Origin of the sequence: Natronincola ferrireducens, assembly GCF_900100845.1 — a bacterium.
Taxonomy (GTDB): Bacteria; Bacillota; Clostridia; order Peptostreptococcales; family Natronincolaceae; genus Natronincola_B; species Natronincola_B ferrireducens.
Map to the genome: position 1 here is coordinate 910,145 of NZ_FNFP01000001.1, position 15,548 is coordinate 925,692.

At 34.8% G+C, this 15,548-nt stretch carries 13 protein-coding genes; 10 read left to right on the plus strand and 3 right to left on the minus strand.

Going from position 1 to position 15,548, the window contains the following annotated elements:
- Positions 1 to 16 precede the first annotated feature (16 nt).
- The gene (locus BLS22_RS04140) at positions 17 to 676 is read right to left on the minus strand and encodes a TetR/AcrR family transcriptional regulator (protein WP_090550728.1); all 660 of its coding nucleotides are present in this window, start codon (positions 674 to 676) and stop codon (positions 17 to 19) included.
- 585 nt (positions 677 to 1,261) lie between these two features.
- Between BLS22_RS04140 and BLS22_RS04145 the strand changes: the two genes are divergently transcribed.
- From BLS22_RS04145 to BLS22_RS04165, 5 genes are all read left to right on the plus strand, one after another.
- Positions 1,262 to 2,587 carry a glycine/sarcosine/betaine reductase component B subunit gene (locus BLS22_RS04145; protein ID WP_090550730.1) on the plus strand — a complete coding sequence of 442 codons (1,326 nt, stop codon included), beginning with the start codon at positions 1,262 to 1,264 and terminating at the stop codon, positions 2,585 to 2,587.
- 13 nt (positions 2,588 to 2,600) lie between these two features.
- Positions 2,601 to 3,920, plus strand: coding sequence for a betaine reductase selenoprotein B (gene grdH, locus BLS22_RS04150; protein WP_090550732.1), 1,320 nt, complete (start codon positions 2,601 to 2,603; stop codon positions 3,918 to 3,920).
- A 310-nt stretch (positions 3,921 to 4,230) separates the two neighbouring features.
- Positions 4,231 to 5,640, plus strand: a complete 1,410-nt coding sequence (locus BLS22_RS04155) for a YfcC family protein (RefSeq protein ID WP_090550736.1) — start codon at positions 4,231 to 4,233, stop codon at positions 5,638 to 5,640.
- A 54-nt stretch (positions 5,641 to 5,694) separates the two neighbouring features.
- Positions 5,695 to 6,828: an amidohydrolase gene (locus BLS22_RS04160; protein ID WP_090550739.1), complete on the plus strand. Its 1,134-nt coding sequence runs from the start codon at positions 5,695 to 5,697 to the stop codon at positions 6,826 to 6,828.
- Positions 6,829 to 6,897: 69 nt separating this feature from the next.
- Positions 6,898 to 8,205 (plus strand): amidohydrolase, encoded by a 1,308-nt coding sequence (locus tag BLS22_RS04165; RefSeq protein ID WP_090550744.1) that lies wholly within the window; start codon positions 6,898 to 6,900, stop codon positions 8,203 to 8,205.
- A gap of 259 nt (positions 8,206 to 8,464) precedes the next feature.
- Here the strand turns inward: BLS22_RS04165 and BLS22_RS04170 are convergent, their stop codons facing one another.
- Entirely contained in the window at positions 8,465 to 9,040 is a 576-nt protein-coding gene (locus BLS22_RS04170) for a hypothetical protein (RefSeq protein WP_090550746.1), read from the minus strand.
- Between the two features lie 239 nt (positions 9,041 to 9,279).
- Between BLS22_RS04170 and BLS22_RS04175 the strand changes: the two genes are divergently transcribed.
- The 5 genes from BLS22_RS04175 (at position 9,280) to BLS22_RS04195 (ending at position 14,866) form a co-directional block, all read left to right on the plus strand.
- A complete protein-coding gene (locus BLS22_RS04175) occupies positions 9,280 to 10,161 on the plus strand; it encodes a hypothetical protein (protein WP_090550750.1) in 882 nt (293 codons plus the stop codon).
- Between the two features lie 89 nt (positions 10,162 to 10,250).
- Positions 10,251 to 11,540, plus strand: a complete 1,290-nt coding sequence (locus BLS22_RS04180) for a CapA family protein (RefSeq protein ID WP_090550752.1) — start codon at positions 10,251 to 10,253, stop codon at positions 11,538 to 11,540.
- A gap of 254 nt (positions 11,541 to 11,794) precedes the next feature.
- The gene (locus tag BLS22_RS04185; protein ID WP_090550755.1) at positions 11,795 to 12,796 is read left to right on the plus strand and encodes an acyl-CoA dehydratase activase-related protein; all 1,002 of its coding nucleotides are present in this window, start codon (positions 11,795 to 11,797) and stop codon (positions 12,794 to 12,796) included.
- 2 nt (positions 12,797 to 12,798) lie between these two features.
- A complete protein-coding gene (locus tag BLS22_RS04190; RefSeq protein WP_090550757.1) occupies positions 12,799 to 13,890 on the plus strand; it encodes an acyl-CoA dehydratase activase-related protein in 1,092 nt (363 codons plus the stop codon).
- A gap of 13 nt (positions 13,891 to 13,903) precedes the next feature.
- Complete coding sequence (locus BLS22_RS04195) at positions 13,904 to 14,866, plus strand: acyl-CoA dehydratase activase (protein ID WP_090550760.1); 963 nt, start codon at positions 13,904 to 13,906, stop codon at positions 14,864 to 14,866.
- A gap of 26 nt (positions 14,867 to 14,892) precedes the next feature.
- Here BLS22_RS04195 and BLS22_RS04200 read toward each other — a convergent pair whose 3' ends face one another.
- Positions 14,893 to 15,453 (minus strand): hemerythrin domain-containing protein, encoded by a 561-nt coding sequence (locus tag BLS22_RS04200; RefSeq protein WP_090550762.1) that lies wholly within the window; start codon positions 15,451 to 15,453, stop codon positions 14,893 to 14,895.
- Between the last annotated feature and the right edge of the window lie 95 nt (positions 15,454 to 15,548).

Below are 15,548 nucleotides of genomic sequence, written 5' to 3' on the forward strand. Positions count from 1 at the left end.
CCATCTAGCTTTTTTGCTATAGACAAGTACTGTAGCATTGAATAGTCTTTTTAATATATTTTAATGTCATTTCTACAGCCTCATCTACAGTATAAAGATCTTTATTATTTAGTATTTTGCATAGCATACCGTAGTATATTAAGTAAGTCATTTTATTAATGTCATAAAGATCCTTCTCTTCAATAAAACCTTCCTTCACACAAGATTTTAGGATAGAGATATTTCTTTCATAGATATTCTTTTCTAAAAACATGGACAAGAGTTCTTCGGACTCTGCGACTAGATCCTCTGGAAAAATTTCATAATATTCTTTAACAGAATCCCTTATATAATCACTATAGGCATCAAAAAAAATAGCATGATAAATTTTAGGCTTACTAAAGGAATAGTAACAAAAGCATCGCCAAATAGCAACATACTTATCAAAGGCAGTTTCAACTCCCTTTAAATAACATGGCAGAGCCTCGGAATATTCTTTGACATACTTCATGGAAGCAAAAAATATCAAGTGATCTAGGTTCTCAAAATAGTTATATAGGGTAGCACTATTATAACCAGCAATATCAGCAACCTTTCTAACAGTGACAGCTTCCAAACCCTCCTCTTCGATAATGTGATTAGTAGCTTCGATGAAGTAGCTCATCATTCTTCTTTTTTGAATTTCTTTTTTACTCATTAATTATCACCATCTATCTTAATTAATGCAATATTTAACCAGTTTTGATTATTATAACACATGTGATAAACAACACACAAATAATATACGTATTATTACTATAATTATTAATAATCTTACACGACATAATGATTTAAATTACTTATAATCGATAGGAAACTATAAAATTTTTAAAATTGTAACTAAGTTATAAGTTTTTTCTGTTGAAATAGCAATAGAGGCTGTTGAAAAACTCTGGTTTGTGTCACTATGGATGGAACCTAGTGAAATGCAGAGTCTTGAAAGTTTGGAGATACAAGATTCTTCCCTATGGACAGAATGACAACCTAAGTTTTTTAATATAATTCATGGATTTTTCAACAACCTGAATAGGCGGGTTTTTTAGTTTGTATATAAAAGTTTTTTATACATACAGGCGAATCTATAGAACCAAATAATACTCTGAATATTTTTAAAAAAAACAATATTTATTTAATAAACACGGTTACAAAATAAACTAGATATGATATAATAAATTTGAAAAAACAGTTATTTGGTTAACAAAATTTTAGCTTTTGATAATTCCATTAAAGGGAGTGTAAAGGAATGAAATTAGAAATTGGGAATTTTTATGTAAAAGACATTGCCTTTGGTGATAAAATGGCCTACAAAAACGGCATTTTAACCATCAACAAAGAAGAAGCCTTAGCAGTAGTAAGAGAAGATGAGCATATCACAGAAGCGGATATAGTAATAGTAAAGCCAGGAGACAAAGTAAGAATTGTGCCAGTAAAAGAAGCCATTGAACCAAGACATAGGGTAGGTGGAGGGCCAGTATTTCCGGGAGTAACAGGAGAGTTAACACAGGCAGGAAACGGGAAAACGTTAGCATTAAAAAACTGTAGCGTATTGGTGGTGGGAAAACACTGGGGGGGCTTCCAAGATGGATTAATAGATATGAGCGGAGAAGGCGCCAAGTACACATTATTCTCCCAGTTGCAAAATATTTGTCTAGTAGCTGATACCGATGAAGACTTCGAAAAACGTGAACAACAAAAGAAAAATCATGCATTAAGATGGGCAGGAATGAGGCTAGCAGAATATATAGGCAGCTGTGTAGCTGAGCTAGAACCAGAGGAAATAGAAACCTATGAATTAAGTCCAATAACAAAACGACCCCAAGAAGTACAAGGATTACCAAATGTAGTATTAGTATTACAACCCCAATCCCAAATGGAAGAAATGGGTTACAATGACTTAATCTATGGATGGGATTGTAATCACATGGTACCAACCTTCATGCATCCAAATGAAGTATTAGATGGCGCCATGATATCAGGAAGCTTTATGCCCTGTTCATCCAAATGGTCCACCTATGATTTTCAGAACTATCCAATGATTAAAAGATTGTATGAAGAGCATGGAAAAACCATTAACTTCTTAGGTGTAATTATGTCCAATCTAAATGTAGCCCTAGAACAAAAAGAAAGATCCGCTTTATTTGTAGCACAGATGGCTAAGTCACTAGGAGCCGATGCAGCAGTTGTAGCAGAAGAAGGCTATGGAAATCCAGATGCAGACTTTATCGCATGCATTGTAGCTTTAGAAAATGTAGGTGTAAAAACAGTAGGACTAACCAATGAGTGTACAGGAAGAGACGGAGCATCTCAACCATTAGTAACACTAGACGAAAAAGCAGATGCAATCGTTTCTTGTGGGAATGTCTCCGAGTTAATTATCCTTCCACCAATGGAAACAGTAATTGGAGAATTAGAAGCATTGGCTAGAGACGGATTATCAGGGGGATGGGCAGAGGACGAAATATTAGGACCATCAGTAAGAGAAGATGGATCCATCATTATGGAAAATAATGCAATGTTCTGTGGAGACCGAGTAGCGGGATGGTCAACCAAGACAATGGTGGAATATTAAGGAGGTGGAAAAGATGAAAAAGAAAGCCATATTATATTTAAACCAGTTTTTTGGACAAATAGGTGGAGAAGAACTAGCTGATCATGCCCCTGAGATAAGAGAAGGTTTAGTAGGACCAGCAATGGAACTAAACAAACAACTAGGAGATGTGGCAGAAGTAACCCATACCATTATTTGTGGTGACAACTTTATGGGTTCAAGACAAGAAGAAGCAGTTGAAACAATACTAGGCTTCCTAGAAGGTAAAGAATTTGATATCTTCTTTGCAGGGCCAGCCTTTAGAGCAGGAAGATACGGAAGTGCCTGTGGACATATCAGCAAAGCAGTAAAAGAAAAATTTGGTGTTCCAGTAATCAGTTCCATGAACGATGAAAATCCTGGAGTAGAAATGTTCAAAAAAGAAATGTACATCTTCAAGGGTGGGGCCAGTGCAGCAGCTATGAGAAAAGATGTTAAAAAAATGGCTGATTTTGGTAAAAAAATCATCACAGGAGAAGAACTACTATCGGCAGTAGAAGAAGGATACTATGATAGAGGAAATAGACATCAAAAGTGGCTTAATCCTCCAGTACCAGCTACTGACAGAGTTATTGATATGCTATTGAAAAAAATTAGAGGAGAAGCCTTTCAAACAGAACTACCCATACCTCCATCTGATTTAGTACCGATAGCACCAGCAATAAAGGACTTAAGCAAGGCAAAGATCGCCATTGCAACTACTGGAGGAATTGTACCAGTAGATAACCCTGACAGAATCCAATCAGCATCAGCGACAAGATGGGGTAAATACCATATGATAGGAATGGATACACTTGAATCAGGTGTATTTAAAACCATACATGCAGGATTTGACCCAGCAGCAGCCGATGCAGATCCAAACGTCATCGTCCCTCTAGATGTATTAAGAGTCTATGAAAAAGAAGGAAGAATTGGCTCAATTCACAACTACTTCTACACAACAGTAGGAACAGGAACAACCCAAGCAGAGGCAGCAAGAATGGGAAGAGAAATTGCAGAGGATTTAAGATTAGCCGGTGTAGATGCGGTTATCCTAACCTCCACATGAGGCACCTGTACACGTTGCGGTGCAACGATAGTAAAAGAAATTGAGAAAGCAGGCTTTACAATTGTACAGATGGCCAACTTAATCCCAGTTGCAAAGACTGTTGGTTCCAACAGAATGGTACCAACCATTTCTATCCCATATCCATTAGGAGATCCAGAAACCCCAAAAGAACAACAATGGAAGCTACGTCACCATAGAGTAGGGATTGCTTTAGAGGCATTAGAAACCGACATTCAGGAACAGACGGTTTTTAAGGTAAAAATCTAAAAAAATAGTAAATTTTTTTCAACAAGTACAATCTAAAGAATTAATAATAAGGATGTGTATGAAAAATCCTTGACGTAGCCGGATATAATTCAATATTAGTTTACTAACTTCAGTATCTCATATGAGATCTGTTAGTTATATAAAGTATGTAGAAGTCATAATAACCAATAATTATTTTTATAGAAAGGTGGTGCTTAAGGTAGTACAATATACAAAGATGGCATTTCAACTCTTTGTATTTGATTGCTGATTTTAATCGGATGTAGAATTCAGGGGAAACACTATTTTAAAATGAAGGGGAGATGACATTATGACCACGAAAGTTAGTAAGAAAAATTTCTTTGATATAAAGATGCCTCATACCTATATACTTTTATCGATGATCATGGTTTTTATGGCAGTACTATCCTATATTATTCCTGCTGGTGCATATGAAAGAATAGAAGACACTGTGACAGGAAGAATGGTTGTTATACCTGGTAGCTTTGAATACATAGAAGGCACACAACCGGGAGTATTTGATGTATTTATTGCATTGCAGAGGGGTTTTATTGATGCTGCTGACATTATTTTTCTAATTGTCTTTGCTTATGGATTTGTTTATATGTTAATAAAAAATGGAACAATGGATGCAACACTTGGTACAATCATAAGAAAGATGGGAAATAAAATAGAATGGCTTATCCCTGTTTGTATGCTGTCATTTGGTATTCTGGGTGCCACGATGGGTTTATATGAAGAGGTTTATGGTTTGATTCCAGTATTTATAGGGATGTCTGTAGCTCTAGGCTATGATGCAGTGGTTGGTGGAGCTATAGTTTTCACAGGTGTAGCCACAGGTTTTGCTGCTGCAATAATCAATCCTTTTTCCATAGGTATCGCTCAAGGAATTGCTGGGGTTCAAATGTTTTCAGGAATAGGATTTAGAATTATTATATTTATAGTTTTTCAAACTGCTTCTATTGCATACGTTTGGAGATATGCAAAAAAAATCAAAAAAGATCCTACAAAATCTGTTCTCTATGGAGTTGAATTAGATACAATACACAAAACAAACAAGGATGACCTCTTAGATACTAAATTGACTGTTAGAAATAAATTATGCATGGTGATCTTTGTGCTAACAATAGGAATATTATTGTATGGAACTACCCAGTGGGACTGGTACATCAATGAAATTGCTGCTTTGTTTTTAATGATGATGGTAGTTGTAGGGGTTGTTGGTGGATTTAATGCAACAAAAATATGTAACGTATTTATAGAATCTACTAAAAGCATGGTTTTTTCTATGATGATTTGTGGTTTTACTAGAGGAATACTAATACTTATGCAGGATGCACAAATAGCAGACACCATAGTTCATTCTCTTGTTACAGTACTAGAAGGACAAAGTAAATATATATCTGCTCTCGGTATGCTAGGCTTACAAAATATTATAAACTTCTTTATAACAGGTTCTGCAAGTCAAGCGACGATTACAATGCCTATTATGGCTCCAGTTGCTGATTTAGTTGACTTAAATAAACAAATTGCAGTGTTAGCATATCAATTTGGTGATGGGTTTTCTAATATGTTTTGGCCTACCGTTGTTGCATTTGAGTGTGGACTTATGGGGATTCCAATTAATAAATGGTATAAATTCATGGCACCACTTTTTGGTATTATGACTATCCTTCAAATTATAATGATGTTGGTGGCAGTTGCAATCGGGTATAATTAATAATGTAGTAAATATTTTAACAATATAGTTAAATTCTGATTAAAGGAGACTGTCATGATAATAAGAAATGCTTATGTTCTATTGTTTGAAGAAAATGGTTTTGTAAAAAAGGATATTTGTTTTGAAGATGGAAAAATAAAACAAGTAGCAGATAAAATTGATGGGGAATACTATATAGATGCTACAGGAAAGTATATAACTCCAGGTTTAATTGATGCCCATTCACATATTGGAATATGTGAAGAGGCTATAGGTTGGGAAGGGGATGATACCTGTGAGTATGGCAATGCTGTATCTCCTCAGCTCAGGGCTATAGATGCTATCAATCCCTTCGATATAGCATTTAAAGAAGCTCTTAGAGGTGGTGTGACCACTGTGTGTACAGGGCCTGGAAGTGCAAATGTTGTTGCGGGAACATTTGCTACCATCAAGCTAAAGGGAAATGTTATAGATGAGATGATAATAGATGAGAGAGCAGCTATGAAATGTGCATTTGGAGAAAATCCAAGGGCTTTTGGAAAATCAGGAAAAGAACCCTATACGAGAATGGGAGTTGCTGCTCTTTTAAGAAAGACATTAAATGATGCAATGAACTACAAAGCAAAAAAAGAAGATGCTGAAAAAAACAATAAATACTTTGAAAAAGATTTACAAATGGAAAATATGTTATTAGTGATAAATGGTGACATACCAATCAAAGCCCATGTACATCGAGCTGATGATATTTGTACAGCCATAAGAATAGCTAAAGAATATAATATTGGATTAACTTTAGATCATTGCACAGAAGGACATCTTATCGTAGATTACCTTAAAAAATTTGATTATCCTACAATTATTGGGCCATCCTATGGTCCAAAAACTAAAATAGAAACTAAAAATAAAACCTTCCAAACAGCTAAAATATTATGGGATGCTGGTTTGAAAGTATGTATAACGACAGATCATAATGTACATCCCCAGGAATCTCTTATTTTGTTTGCTGCTATGGCGGCTAAAGAAGGATTAGATGAAATTGAAGCATTAAAGGCTATAACGATAAATCCAGCAGAGGTTTTAAGAATACATGAAAGAAAAGGACAGATAAAAAAGGGGTTAGATGCAGATTTGGTAATTTGGGATAGCCATCCTTTAGATTTTATGGCAAAGGTTGAAAAAGTATTTATAGAAGGCCAAGAAGCATTCTAAATCATAAAGGAATTCCATAAGGCACATGGATACTAGTAAATTTTCAACAATGCATATATGGAGGAGATTATGGATTATACACTAGATAAAATTATAAAATATAGAAGAGAGTTCCACAAGTACCCAGAAACTGGATGGAAGGAAATAAGAACAAGTGCAAGAATAGCTGAAATACTATCTCAATTAGGATATGAAAATATAAAAGTAGGAACAGAAGCCGTAGATATCAATACAATTGTTGAACCAGTGAGACTTAGTGAAGATGAGAGAAAAAAAGAAATAAAAAGGGCGATAAGTCAAGGGGGAAATAAAGATTGGATTAGGAAAGCCAATGGATATCCAGGGGTTGTAGCAGAGATAGATACAGGAAATATAGGTCCAACAGTAGCTTTTAGATTTGATATTGATGCATTGGTGGATACAGAACCTTATGAAAGTGGACATAAACCCTTTGATGAAGAATATATCTCTATCAACCCCAATAGTGTACATGCTTGTGGCCATGATGGACATATTGCTATTGGTTTAGGATTGGCAAAAGAGATACTAAAGCATAAAAAGTCCTTAAGGGGAAAGATAAAGTTACTATTTCAACCTGCGGAAGAAACCTTTTCAGGAGCTGAATCAATGGTAACAAAAGGTCACTTAGATGATGTAGATTATTTTTTCAGTATGCATATAGGGCTAAGCTATGAAAACAAACCCCTACCATCAAAAAGTATCGCATGTGGATGTTGTGATTTTCTAAGTGATCGACAATTGGATGTGTATTTTCAAGGGAAAGCAGCTCATCCATGTGGAGCTTCACAAGAAGGCAAGAATACATTGCTAGCGGCATGTACCGCTGCCCTAAATATCCATTCCATAGCACCTCATGAGGAGGGGTTATTTAGAGTGAATGTAGGAGAAATACATGCAGGTGTTTGTGCAAATACAATTCCTGCAAATGCCCTCATAAGGGTAGAGTATAGAGGAGAAAATAGCAATATAACGAACTATGGTAAAAATCGTGTGTTAACGATTATAGAAGCTGCAGCAAAAATGTATGAGTTGACATATAAAATTGTGGACTATGGAGAAGTTCCAACAGCTAAAAGTGATAAAGAGATGATAGATATCGTGAAAAAATCAGCTAAAAAAGTAAGTTGGTTTGAAAATATATATGATTACGGAAATGTAGGTGGAACTGATGATGCCACAGTTATGATGAAGAAGGTACAGGATCATGGTGGTAAGGCGGTTTATATTGGGTTGGGGGCAGATGTTACTGAGCCTTTACATAATCCTAAATTTGACTTTGATGAAAATGTATTAATAGCTGCTACAAATCTTTTCGTAAATATTTTAAAAGACATATCCTCTTGTAAAAATTTATAAAATATTATGTGTGCTTGAGCTAAAAAGAAACTCCTCTCTAGAAATAAAAAATATTTTCTAGAAAGGAGTTTCTTTTTTACTGAATCAAGTTTCATTTTACAAAGAAAAAATAAGAAAACATAATAAAATTTGAAGAAGATTACTCTTATAACTATGATGATAAATAAAGGTGGAAAAAATGACTGAAAAGAAACTAAGAGGGCTTGAGGATATGCCCCCATATACAAAATTCAATTATTTTAAAGTTCTGTCAATGTTGTTACACAACTCTAGAAGTAGTTTGTATTCTCTGGGATATAGCTTCTTTAAATGCTGTAAAGCTGCCAGCACAAATTATGGAGTTGTGATTAGATTTGGTCACAATTTCAAGTCCAACAGTTTTTGAAAATCGAACTCCCTCATCGGTTACATTATCTGTAATAACGCTTTCAAAAACAAATCCCTGAGCTTCGTAGGTCTCATAGCAAGTGACATAGTCCTTTAATAAATCGTTTAAAGCTGAAGTTTTTCTGTAGGGGGCATCTATAACAACGCAACTCAAAAACAGATGGTAGGACTTTGAAACATCTCTTGGGACATCCATATGCTCTTTGACAAGGTGTTTGTCATTAAATGTTCCATCTAAAAGGGTTTGATAAATTTCTAATGAAACTGGAAATAAATTAATGAACCCTATAATTTGGTCATCATGTTTAAGGCACCGTATACAATGTGGCCAATGTTGATACCAACTATAGCTTGTTAGAGCATCGGTAATATATGCTTCATCGTAATATTTTTTTTCAAGGGTTTCCATGGCTAAAAAGTCCTCTAAAGTTAATTTGGATTTTATCATCATTTTTCCTCCTGGATAAAAATCATAGATTTTCATATATGGTTTTTATCCCTCAAATTACTTTTACTGCTGTTATTTTACCATTTCCATCACTGACTTTCCACAAAATAATTAAAAATTAAGAATATTTAAAAATATATATCCCTATAAATAACCTCTTATAATAAAAAATAAAGGAATATAACAAAATCTGAAGAATATTACTTTTATAACTATAATCATAAATGAAGGTGGAAAAAATGACTGAAAAAAAAGTAAGAGGGCTTGAGGATATGCCCCCATATACAAAATTGAATTATTTTAAAATCCTGATAATAATGGCTAACACAAATGGAGAAGTCACTCAATTGGAAATGGTGGAGCTTTATAGACTAATGGCAAAGAACAAGCTTTCTCAGGTGGATAGGTTAGTATTATTAAGCTGGATGGAAGAAGAAAGGCATAATCAGCTATTAGAATTATGTGACAATCTATATGAAGAATTAAATGATCAAGAGAAAAATATTATACGATTTTCCTTGATTAAGGATTTGATAATTATCATGGGAGCTGATAATTATGAGGCTCCTGAAGAGATGGAACTGTTCAACAAGATGAAGGAGATCTTCTGTATAACAGAAGAACAGCTAGGGTTTTTAAAAGAAGAGTATGAGACGGACAAAACTTTTTTTGCAGAAGAAACTACTGATAACAGTTGGTATGACAAATTTGAGGAAACCTTTTTGACAGCCACAGCTATAGGCGTACCTATTACAGTTTTATATTATCAAGGCAGCTTCAAAAGGGAATGGTCTTTGTGTAGAAGATTATATAGAAAACCTACTTTACCTGGAAACATAGCAAAGGCTGTGGTTTTAGGTGGAGCTTCTTACAAAATGCTAAAATGGTTTTTAGAAGGAAAAAGAAAGAAAGCCCATAAGCTTAAAGAAGCTTTATTTGAAGCAGCCTCTAAAGTCCATGAGAGGGCAGATGATTATTTAACTAAGGATATCCAAAAAATTCAAGAAGAGCTACAGCATACAAAAGAAGAGGTGGGGCAAAGAAAAGCTTTAAACCACAGGGCAGTTTTGTTGCAGAAAACTTTGGGGAACTTGAGAAGTAGGAAGCCTCAACTATTATAATTTGAAGACTCCTTATAGGGAGTCTTTTTCGAATAGTAGAATAACATAATTATTCTACTGTTTAAACAAAGGATAAGGAGATATTATTTATGATAAAAACAATAAAAAAGTATAATTGGTTACTGATTATAGTATGCTTAATTACCCTGTTAGGGGCCTGTAGCTTTCAAGGGAATACTACCCCATCCTACCTGCCAGAAAATAAAGAAGAGATGGAAGCTACTAAACCAGAGGAGATAATCTATCCACCTCCAGTAGAAATTGACATAATAGCAGTGGGAGATATTATGGTCCATGGTCCCCAGCTTAGGGCACAACATAAACCACAGGATGACACCTATGATTTCACCAACAATTTTCAATTTGTGAAACCTTATTTTGAAAAAGCTGATTTAGTTATAGGCAACTTAGAAACTACCTTTGGTGGGGGAGAAAGGGGGTATTCCAGCTTTCCTATGTTTAACACCCCTGATACACTGGCAGATGCCCTAAAGGATTCGGGATTTCATGTGATTTCTACGGTTAACAATCATACAATGGATACTGGAAGCAAGGGTATGCTAAGGACTATTGATGTTTTGAAGGAAAGGAATCTTGAAGTCATAGGGACTAGAAGGGAAGAAAAAGAAGATGTTTTTCTTATCAAGGAAATAGAGGGTATAAAAATTGGTCTCACAGCTTATACCTATGAAACACCAAAGCTTGGAGAGTATAAAACCTTAAATGGAATACGGGTCCCTAAGGAGGTGGAGAATCTTGTTAATAGCTTTTCCTATGAAAGTTTAGAGGAAGATCTTTTGAAGATGAAGGATACTATTGAAGACATGAAAAAAAGGGGAGTAGAGTTTATTATTTTCTACATTCATTGGGGAGATGAATATCAAAGACAACCAAATTCTTATCAAAGAGTTATAGCAGAAAAACTATCGGATTATGGTGTAGACATTATATTTGGAAGTCATCCCCATGTAGTCCAGCCTGTTGAGATAATTGAGTCTGACATTTCCAATAAAAATACTTTAGTGGTTTATTCTATGGGAAATTTTTTGTCTAATCAACGATATGAAATATTAAAAAATAGATATACAGAGGACGGAGTTATTATCAATGCTAAGATAAAAAAAGATTTTGAAGCAAATACTGTAACACTTCAAGGGGTTTCTTATATACCTACTTGGGTTCATAGGTATCATTCTAAGGGTAAAGTTATTTATGAAATACTTCCGGTGGTAGATGCCCTTGAAGACAAGGATTTTTATAATCTCTATTCTAGTGATAGTGTATGGCGGGCTGAAAACTCGAAAACCAATACAATTGAAATAATAGAATCCTTAGATATACCTAGACCTATTGAAATACAATTGATAAAGGCAAATTAAAAGATGGTTAAAACTTTTTTATAAATTTCCCTCAATGTCAAAAGGAAAAATTTAGTTTGTGTTGAATAATTTTATTATTAAAAATGTTATAAATGCCATCAAAGATTAAGAATGCCAATGTAGAAGAGAGGGGATTTAAAGGAATTAGTGACATAATCTTTCATATCTGTTTGTATATTGAGTATATAAGAATATTTTACAAAAGTTCTTCATTGTGACAAGGAATAAATAGAAAATGACTGGAGGTAAAGATAGTGAAAATAGGAATTCCCCAGAGTTTACTTTATAGCTATTATTATCCTTTTTGGAAAACATATTTTGAAGAACTGGGCTTAGAGGTTGTTACTACCCCTGCCACTACAAAGACGATTATTGATAAGGGAGTAAAAGCATCGGTACCAGAAATATGTGTACCTATTAAAGTGTATATAGGACATGTTTTAACGTTGTTAGAAAAAGAAGTGGATTATATTTTTATTCCTCGATTTGTAGCTATAAAAAAAGATCAATTTTTTTGCCCGAAATTTATGGGTCTCCCAGATATGATTAGGCATTCCATTCATGGTATTGAAGAGAAAATGATTATGCCCTTTATCAATACAAAAAGTGATAATATAGCTGAAGCCTTTAAGCATAATATTTTTGGTGAAAAGCTATTAGTAGGTTACAAACAAAACAAAAATGCCTTAGAAAAAGCAGAAAAAGTGTGGTTAAAATTCAGGGAGAGTAGTAAAAAGGGTTATTCTATCATGGAAGCCTGTGATATCGCTTTGGGCAAAGCTGTTGAAGATGAAATTCAGCCTATAACAGAGGGAGATTCAAAGGTAACCATAGGACTATTGGGATACGTTTATAATATTTATGATCCTTTTATTAGTATGGATATATTAACCAAATTAAGAGAAATGGGTGTAGGGGTAAAAACCTTTGAAATGCTGAAGGATGAGGACATTCATCATCAACTTAAGACTATGTCCAAAACCTTGTTTTGGACTTTTAGCGATAAACTGATGGCAGCGGGCTACCACTTTTATAAGGATACTGATGTGGATGGATTGATTCATGTGACGGCCTTTGGCTGTGGTCCTGATTCTTTATTAGGAAAACTAATGGAACTTGACTCACCTATTTATAAAAAGCCTTTTATGACAGTAAGAGTTGATGAGCATTCTGGAGAAAACCACCTTCAGACTAGAATAGAAGCCTTTGTAGATATGATAAAACGTAAAAAATCTAAAGTTCAAAGAGGTGCATAAAAATGAAGGTGTCCTTTCCCTACATGGGGACAACGGTAGTATATAAAAAGCTTTTAGAACTGCTTGGACATGAAGTGGTTATGCCACCAAAACCTAGCCAAAAGACCATCAATTTAGGTGTGAAGTATAGTCCAGAATTTGCATGTTTTCCTCTTAAGGTAATTATGGGTAGCTATATGGAGGCAATAGAAAAGGGTGCTGAGGTTATTGTCACCTCTGGAGGGCATGGACCCTGTAGAGCAGGTTTTTATGAAAAGGTTCATAGTCGAATCCTAAAAGAAGAAAATTATCCTGTAGAATTTATTGTATTTGATTCAATGTTTAGGAATTATAAACAATTTTATAAAAATATTTTAAGGGTTAAGGGCAATAGCTCTTGGCATAAGGTAGGCAAATCCCTACTGTATGTTTATAACATGATTAAAAAGCTAGACATACTAGAAAAGGAAGTGCAGCGGATTAGAGCCTATGAGGTAAAGAAGGGGGAAACCACAAAAACATGGGAAAAAATTCAGCAAATTTTTGATAAAGCCTATACAAAACAAGAATTAGAAGAGGCTTATCACACGGGAAAAATTTGGTTAAGTGAAATACAGCAGGTTTCTGTTCCACAAAAAAACAAAATACGTATTGGGATTGTAGGAGAAATTTATGTCATTATGGAGGCTTCTATTAATATGAAGCTAGAAGAGCTGTTGGGTTCACTAGGAGCAGAAGTAGAACGTGCTCAATATCTTTCACAATGGGTTAGTTATAATGCCTTACCAAAGTTTATTAATCACACCCATGAAGTAGAAATTTTGAAAAAGGGTGAAAGATATATACCTATTCAAATTGGAGGTCATGCAAAGCAAACAGTTGGGCACATTATTGACTATAGTGAAAGAGGATTTGATGGCGTTGTTCACTTAATGCCCTTTGGCTGTTTACCGGAACTGGTTTCTCAAAGTATCATTCCTAAAATCACTGAAGAATTGGGGATTCCTGTTTTGACCCTATCAATAGACGAACAAGTAGGTACTGCCAACAATTTAACACGAATAGAGGCATTTTTGGATTTAATCAAGGGGAAAAGATCTAGAAAAATATCATAAGGGGATGAATTCAATGCAGGAGATATACTTAGGAATAGATGTAGGTTCTGTAAGTACAAATATAGTTGCTTTGAATGATCAATATGAGGTAATCCATAGTCAATATATTCGAACTAATGGACAACCGTTGGAATCTGTAAAAATTGGCTTAAGAGAATTAAAAAGAAATCTACCTCAAGACATTAATATACAGAGTGTAGGTACTACTGGCAGTGGGCGACAGCTGGTGGGAGTAATGGTGGGGGCAGATGTAGTAAAGAATGAAATCACTGCCCATGCCACAGCAACAGCTCAATTGGTTCCTGACGTAAAAACGATTTTTGAAATTGGAGGACAGGATTCAAAGATTATTATTATTGAAAATCAAATGGTTGTAGACTTTGCTATGAATACCGTATGTGCAGCTGGAACTGGGTCGTTTTTAGATCATCAAGCAGAAAGACTAGGTATTCCCATTGAACAATTTGGGGATATGGCTTTGTCGGTTGACAGAGATGTACGGATCGCAGGACGATGTACAGTATTTGCAGAATCTGATATGATTGCAAAACAGCAGTTTGGTTTCTCTAAAGCAGAGATTATTAAAGGTCTCTCTGAAGCCTTAGTAAGAAATTATATTAACAATTTAGGCAGAGGGAAAAAGCTGGAGCCACCTTTTGTGTTTCAAGGGGGGGTAGCCGCCAATAAGGGAATTAAAATAGCCTTTGAAAAGGAAATTGGGCATGAGGTAATTATTCCTAAACATTTTAACATTATGGGGGCTTTAGGTTCAGCTATTCTAGCTAGGGAATATGTTGAAGAAGCAGGAACCCCCACCAATTTTAGAGGGTTTGAAGCTGCAGATCTTGATTTTGCCCCCTCCACCTTTGAGTGTGGAGGCTGTTCTAATAATTGTGAAGTCATCAAGGTAGAACTAGATAGACAAATTGTAGCCATGTGGGGAGACCGTTGTGGCAAATGGACCAATAACCTATAGAAACAAGCGACTTTTGTCGCTTGTTTCTATAGGTCCTTTACATAGGACTCCAGTTCGTTTAAAAGAGCTATATATTTTTCTTCAGTTTTTTCACTATCCAGTCGTTCTTTGGCATTTTCAAATTCTGCATCTACCCAGTGCTGCAGGTCGTTATTGAAGCTTTTTTCAGCAAAGGTAAAAATGGCAGCATCCTCCTTTTCAATATGACGATATAATAAGTCAGTATAGGCTACAGCATTGACTATGATATCTAGCTTTGCTTCCTCCCCGCCTTCTTCAGCCTTGTGTAATGCTTCCTCAAGATTTTTCACAAAAAGCCTGCCTAAATCATGCTCTGCCAGCATTCCATAAATAGGACCGGTTTTGATGGCTTCACCTAATTCCGTAGACATTTTGTCAAACAAAATGTCCTCTTCCTTTCCATGATGAAATTTATCTGCATAATTTCTAATAAAGTCAATAGCAGCATAATAGCCTTTATAATATACCTCCTTTGTATTAAAGGTTTGTAGACATAACCTTCTTATTACCTTTAACATTCTCAAAATATTTTGGTGTTCATCCATAAGTATCTTTACAGCTTTCATTTTTTATTCCTCCTATTCATAATTCAATGATTTAGCTATAGTATAACCATATAAAAGGCTTTAAGCTGTGATTTATATCAAAACAAACAAAAATC

Excerpts from the sequence above, each read along its gene's own strand:
- BLS22_RS04195 (WP_090550760.1), top strand. The coding sequence starts at position 13,904 with ATGCAGGAGATATACTTAGGAATAGATGTAGGTTCTGTAAGTACAAAT.
- BLS22_RS04160 (WP_090550739.1), top strand. The coding sequence starts at position 5,695 with ATGATAATAAGAAATGCTTATGTTCTATTGTTTGAAGAAAATGGTTTT.
- BLS22_RS04140 (WP_090550728.1), bottom strand. The coding sequence starts at position 676 with ATGAGTAAAAAAGAAATTCAAAAAAGAAGAATGATGAGCTACTTCATC.
- BLS22_RS04145 (WP_090550730.1), top strand. The coding sequence starts at position 1,262 with ATGAAATTAGAAATTGGGAATTTTTATGTAAAAGACATTGCCTTTGGT.
- BLS22_RS04200 (WP_090550762.1), bottom strand. The coding sequence starts at position 15,453 with ATGAAAGCTGTAAAGATACTTATGGATGAACACCAAAATATTTTGAGA.
- BLS22_RS04155 (WP_090550736.1), top strand. The coding sequence starts at position 4,231 with ATGACCACGAAAGTTAGTAAGAAAAATTTCTTTGATATAAAGATGCCT.
- BLS22_RS04170 (WP_090550746.1), bottom strand. The coding sequence starts at position 9,040 with ATGATAAAATCCAAATTAACTTTAGAGGACTTTTTAGCCATGGAAACC.
- BLS22_RS04175 (WP_090550750.1), top strand. The coding sequence starts at position 9,280 with ATGACTGAAAAAAAAGTAAGAGGGCTTGAGGATATGCCCCCATATACA.
- BLS22_RS04180 (WP_090550752.1), top strand. The coding sequence starts at position 10,251 with ATGATAAAAACAATAAAAAAGTATAATTGGTTACTGATTATAGTATGC.
- BLS22_RS04190 (WP_090550757.1), top strand. The coding sequence starts at position 12,799 with ATGAAGGTGTCCTTTCCCTACATGGGGACAACGGTAGTATATAAAAAG.
- BLS22_RS04165 (WP_090550744.1), top strand. The coding sequence starts at position 6,898 with ATGGATTATACACTAGATAAAATTATAAAATATAGAAGAGAGTTCCAC.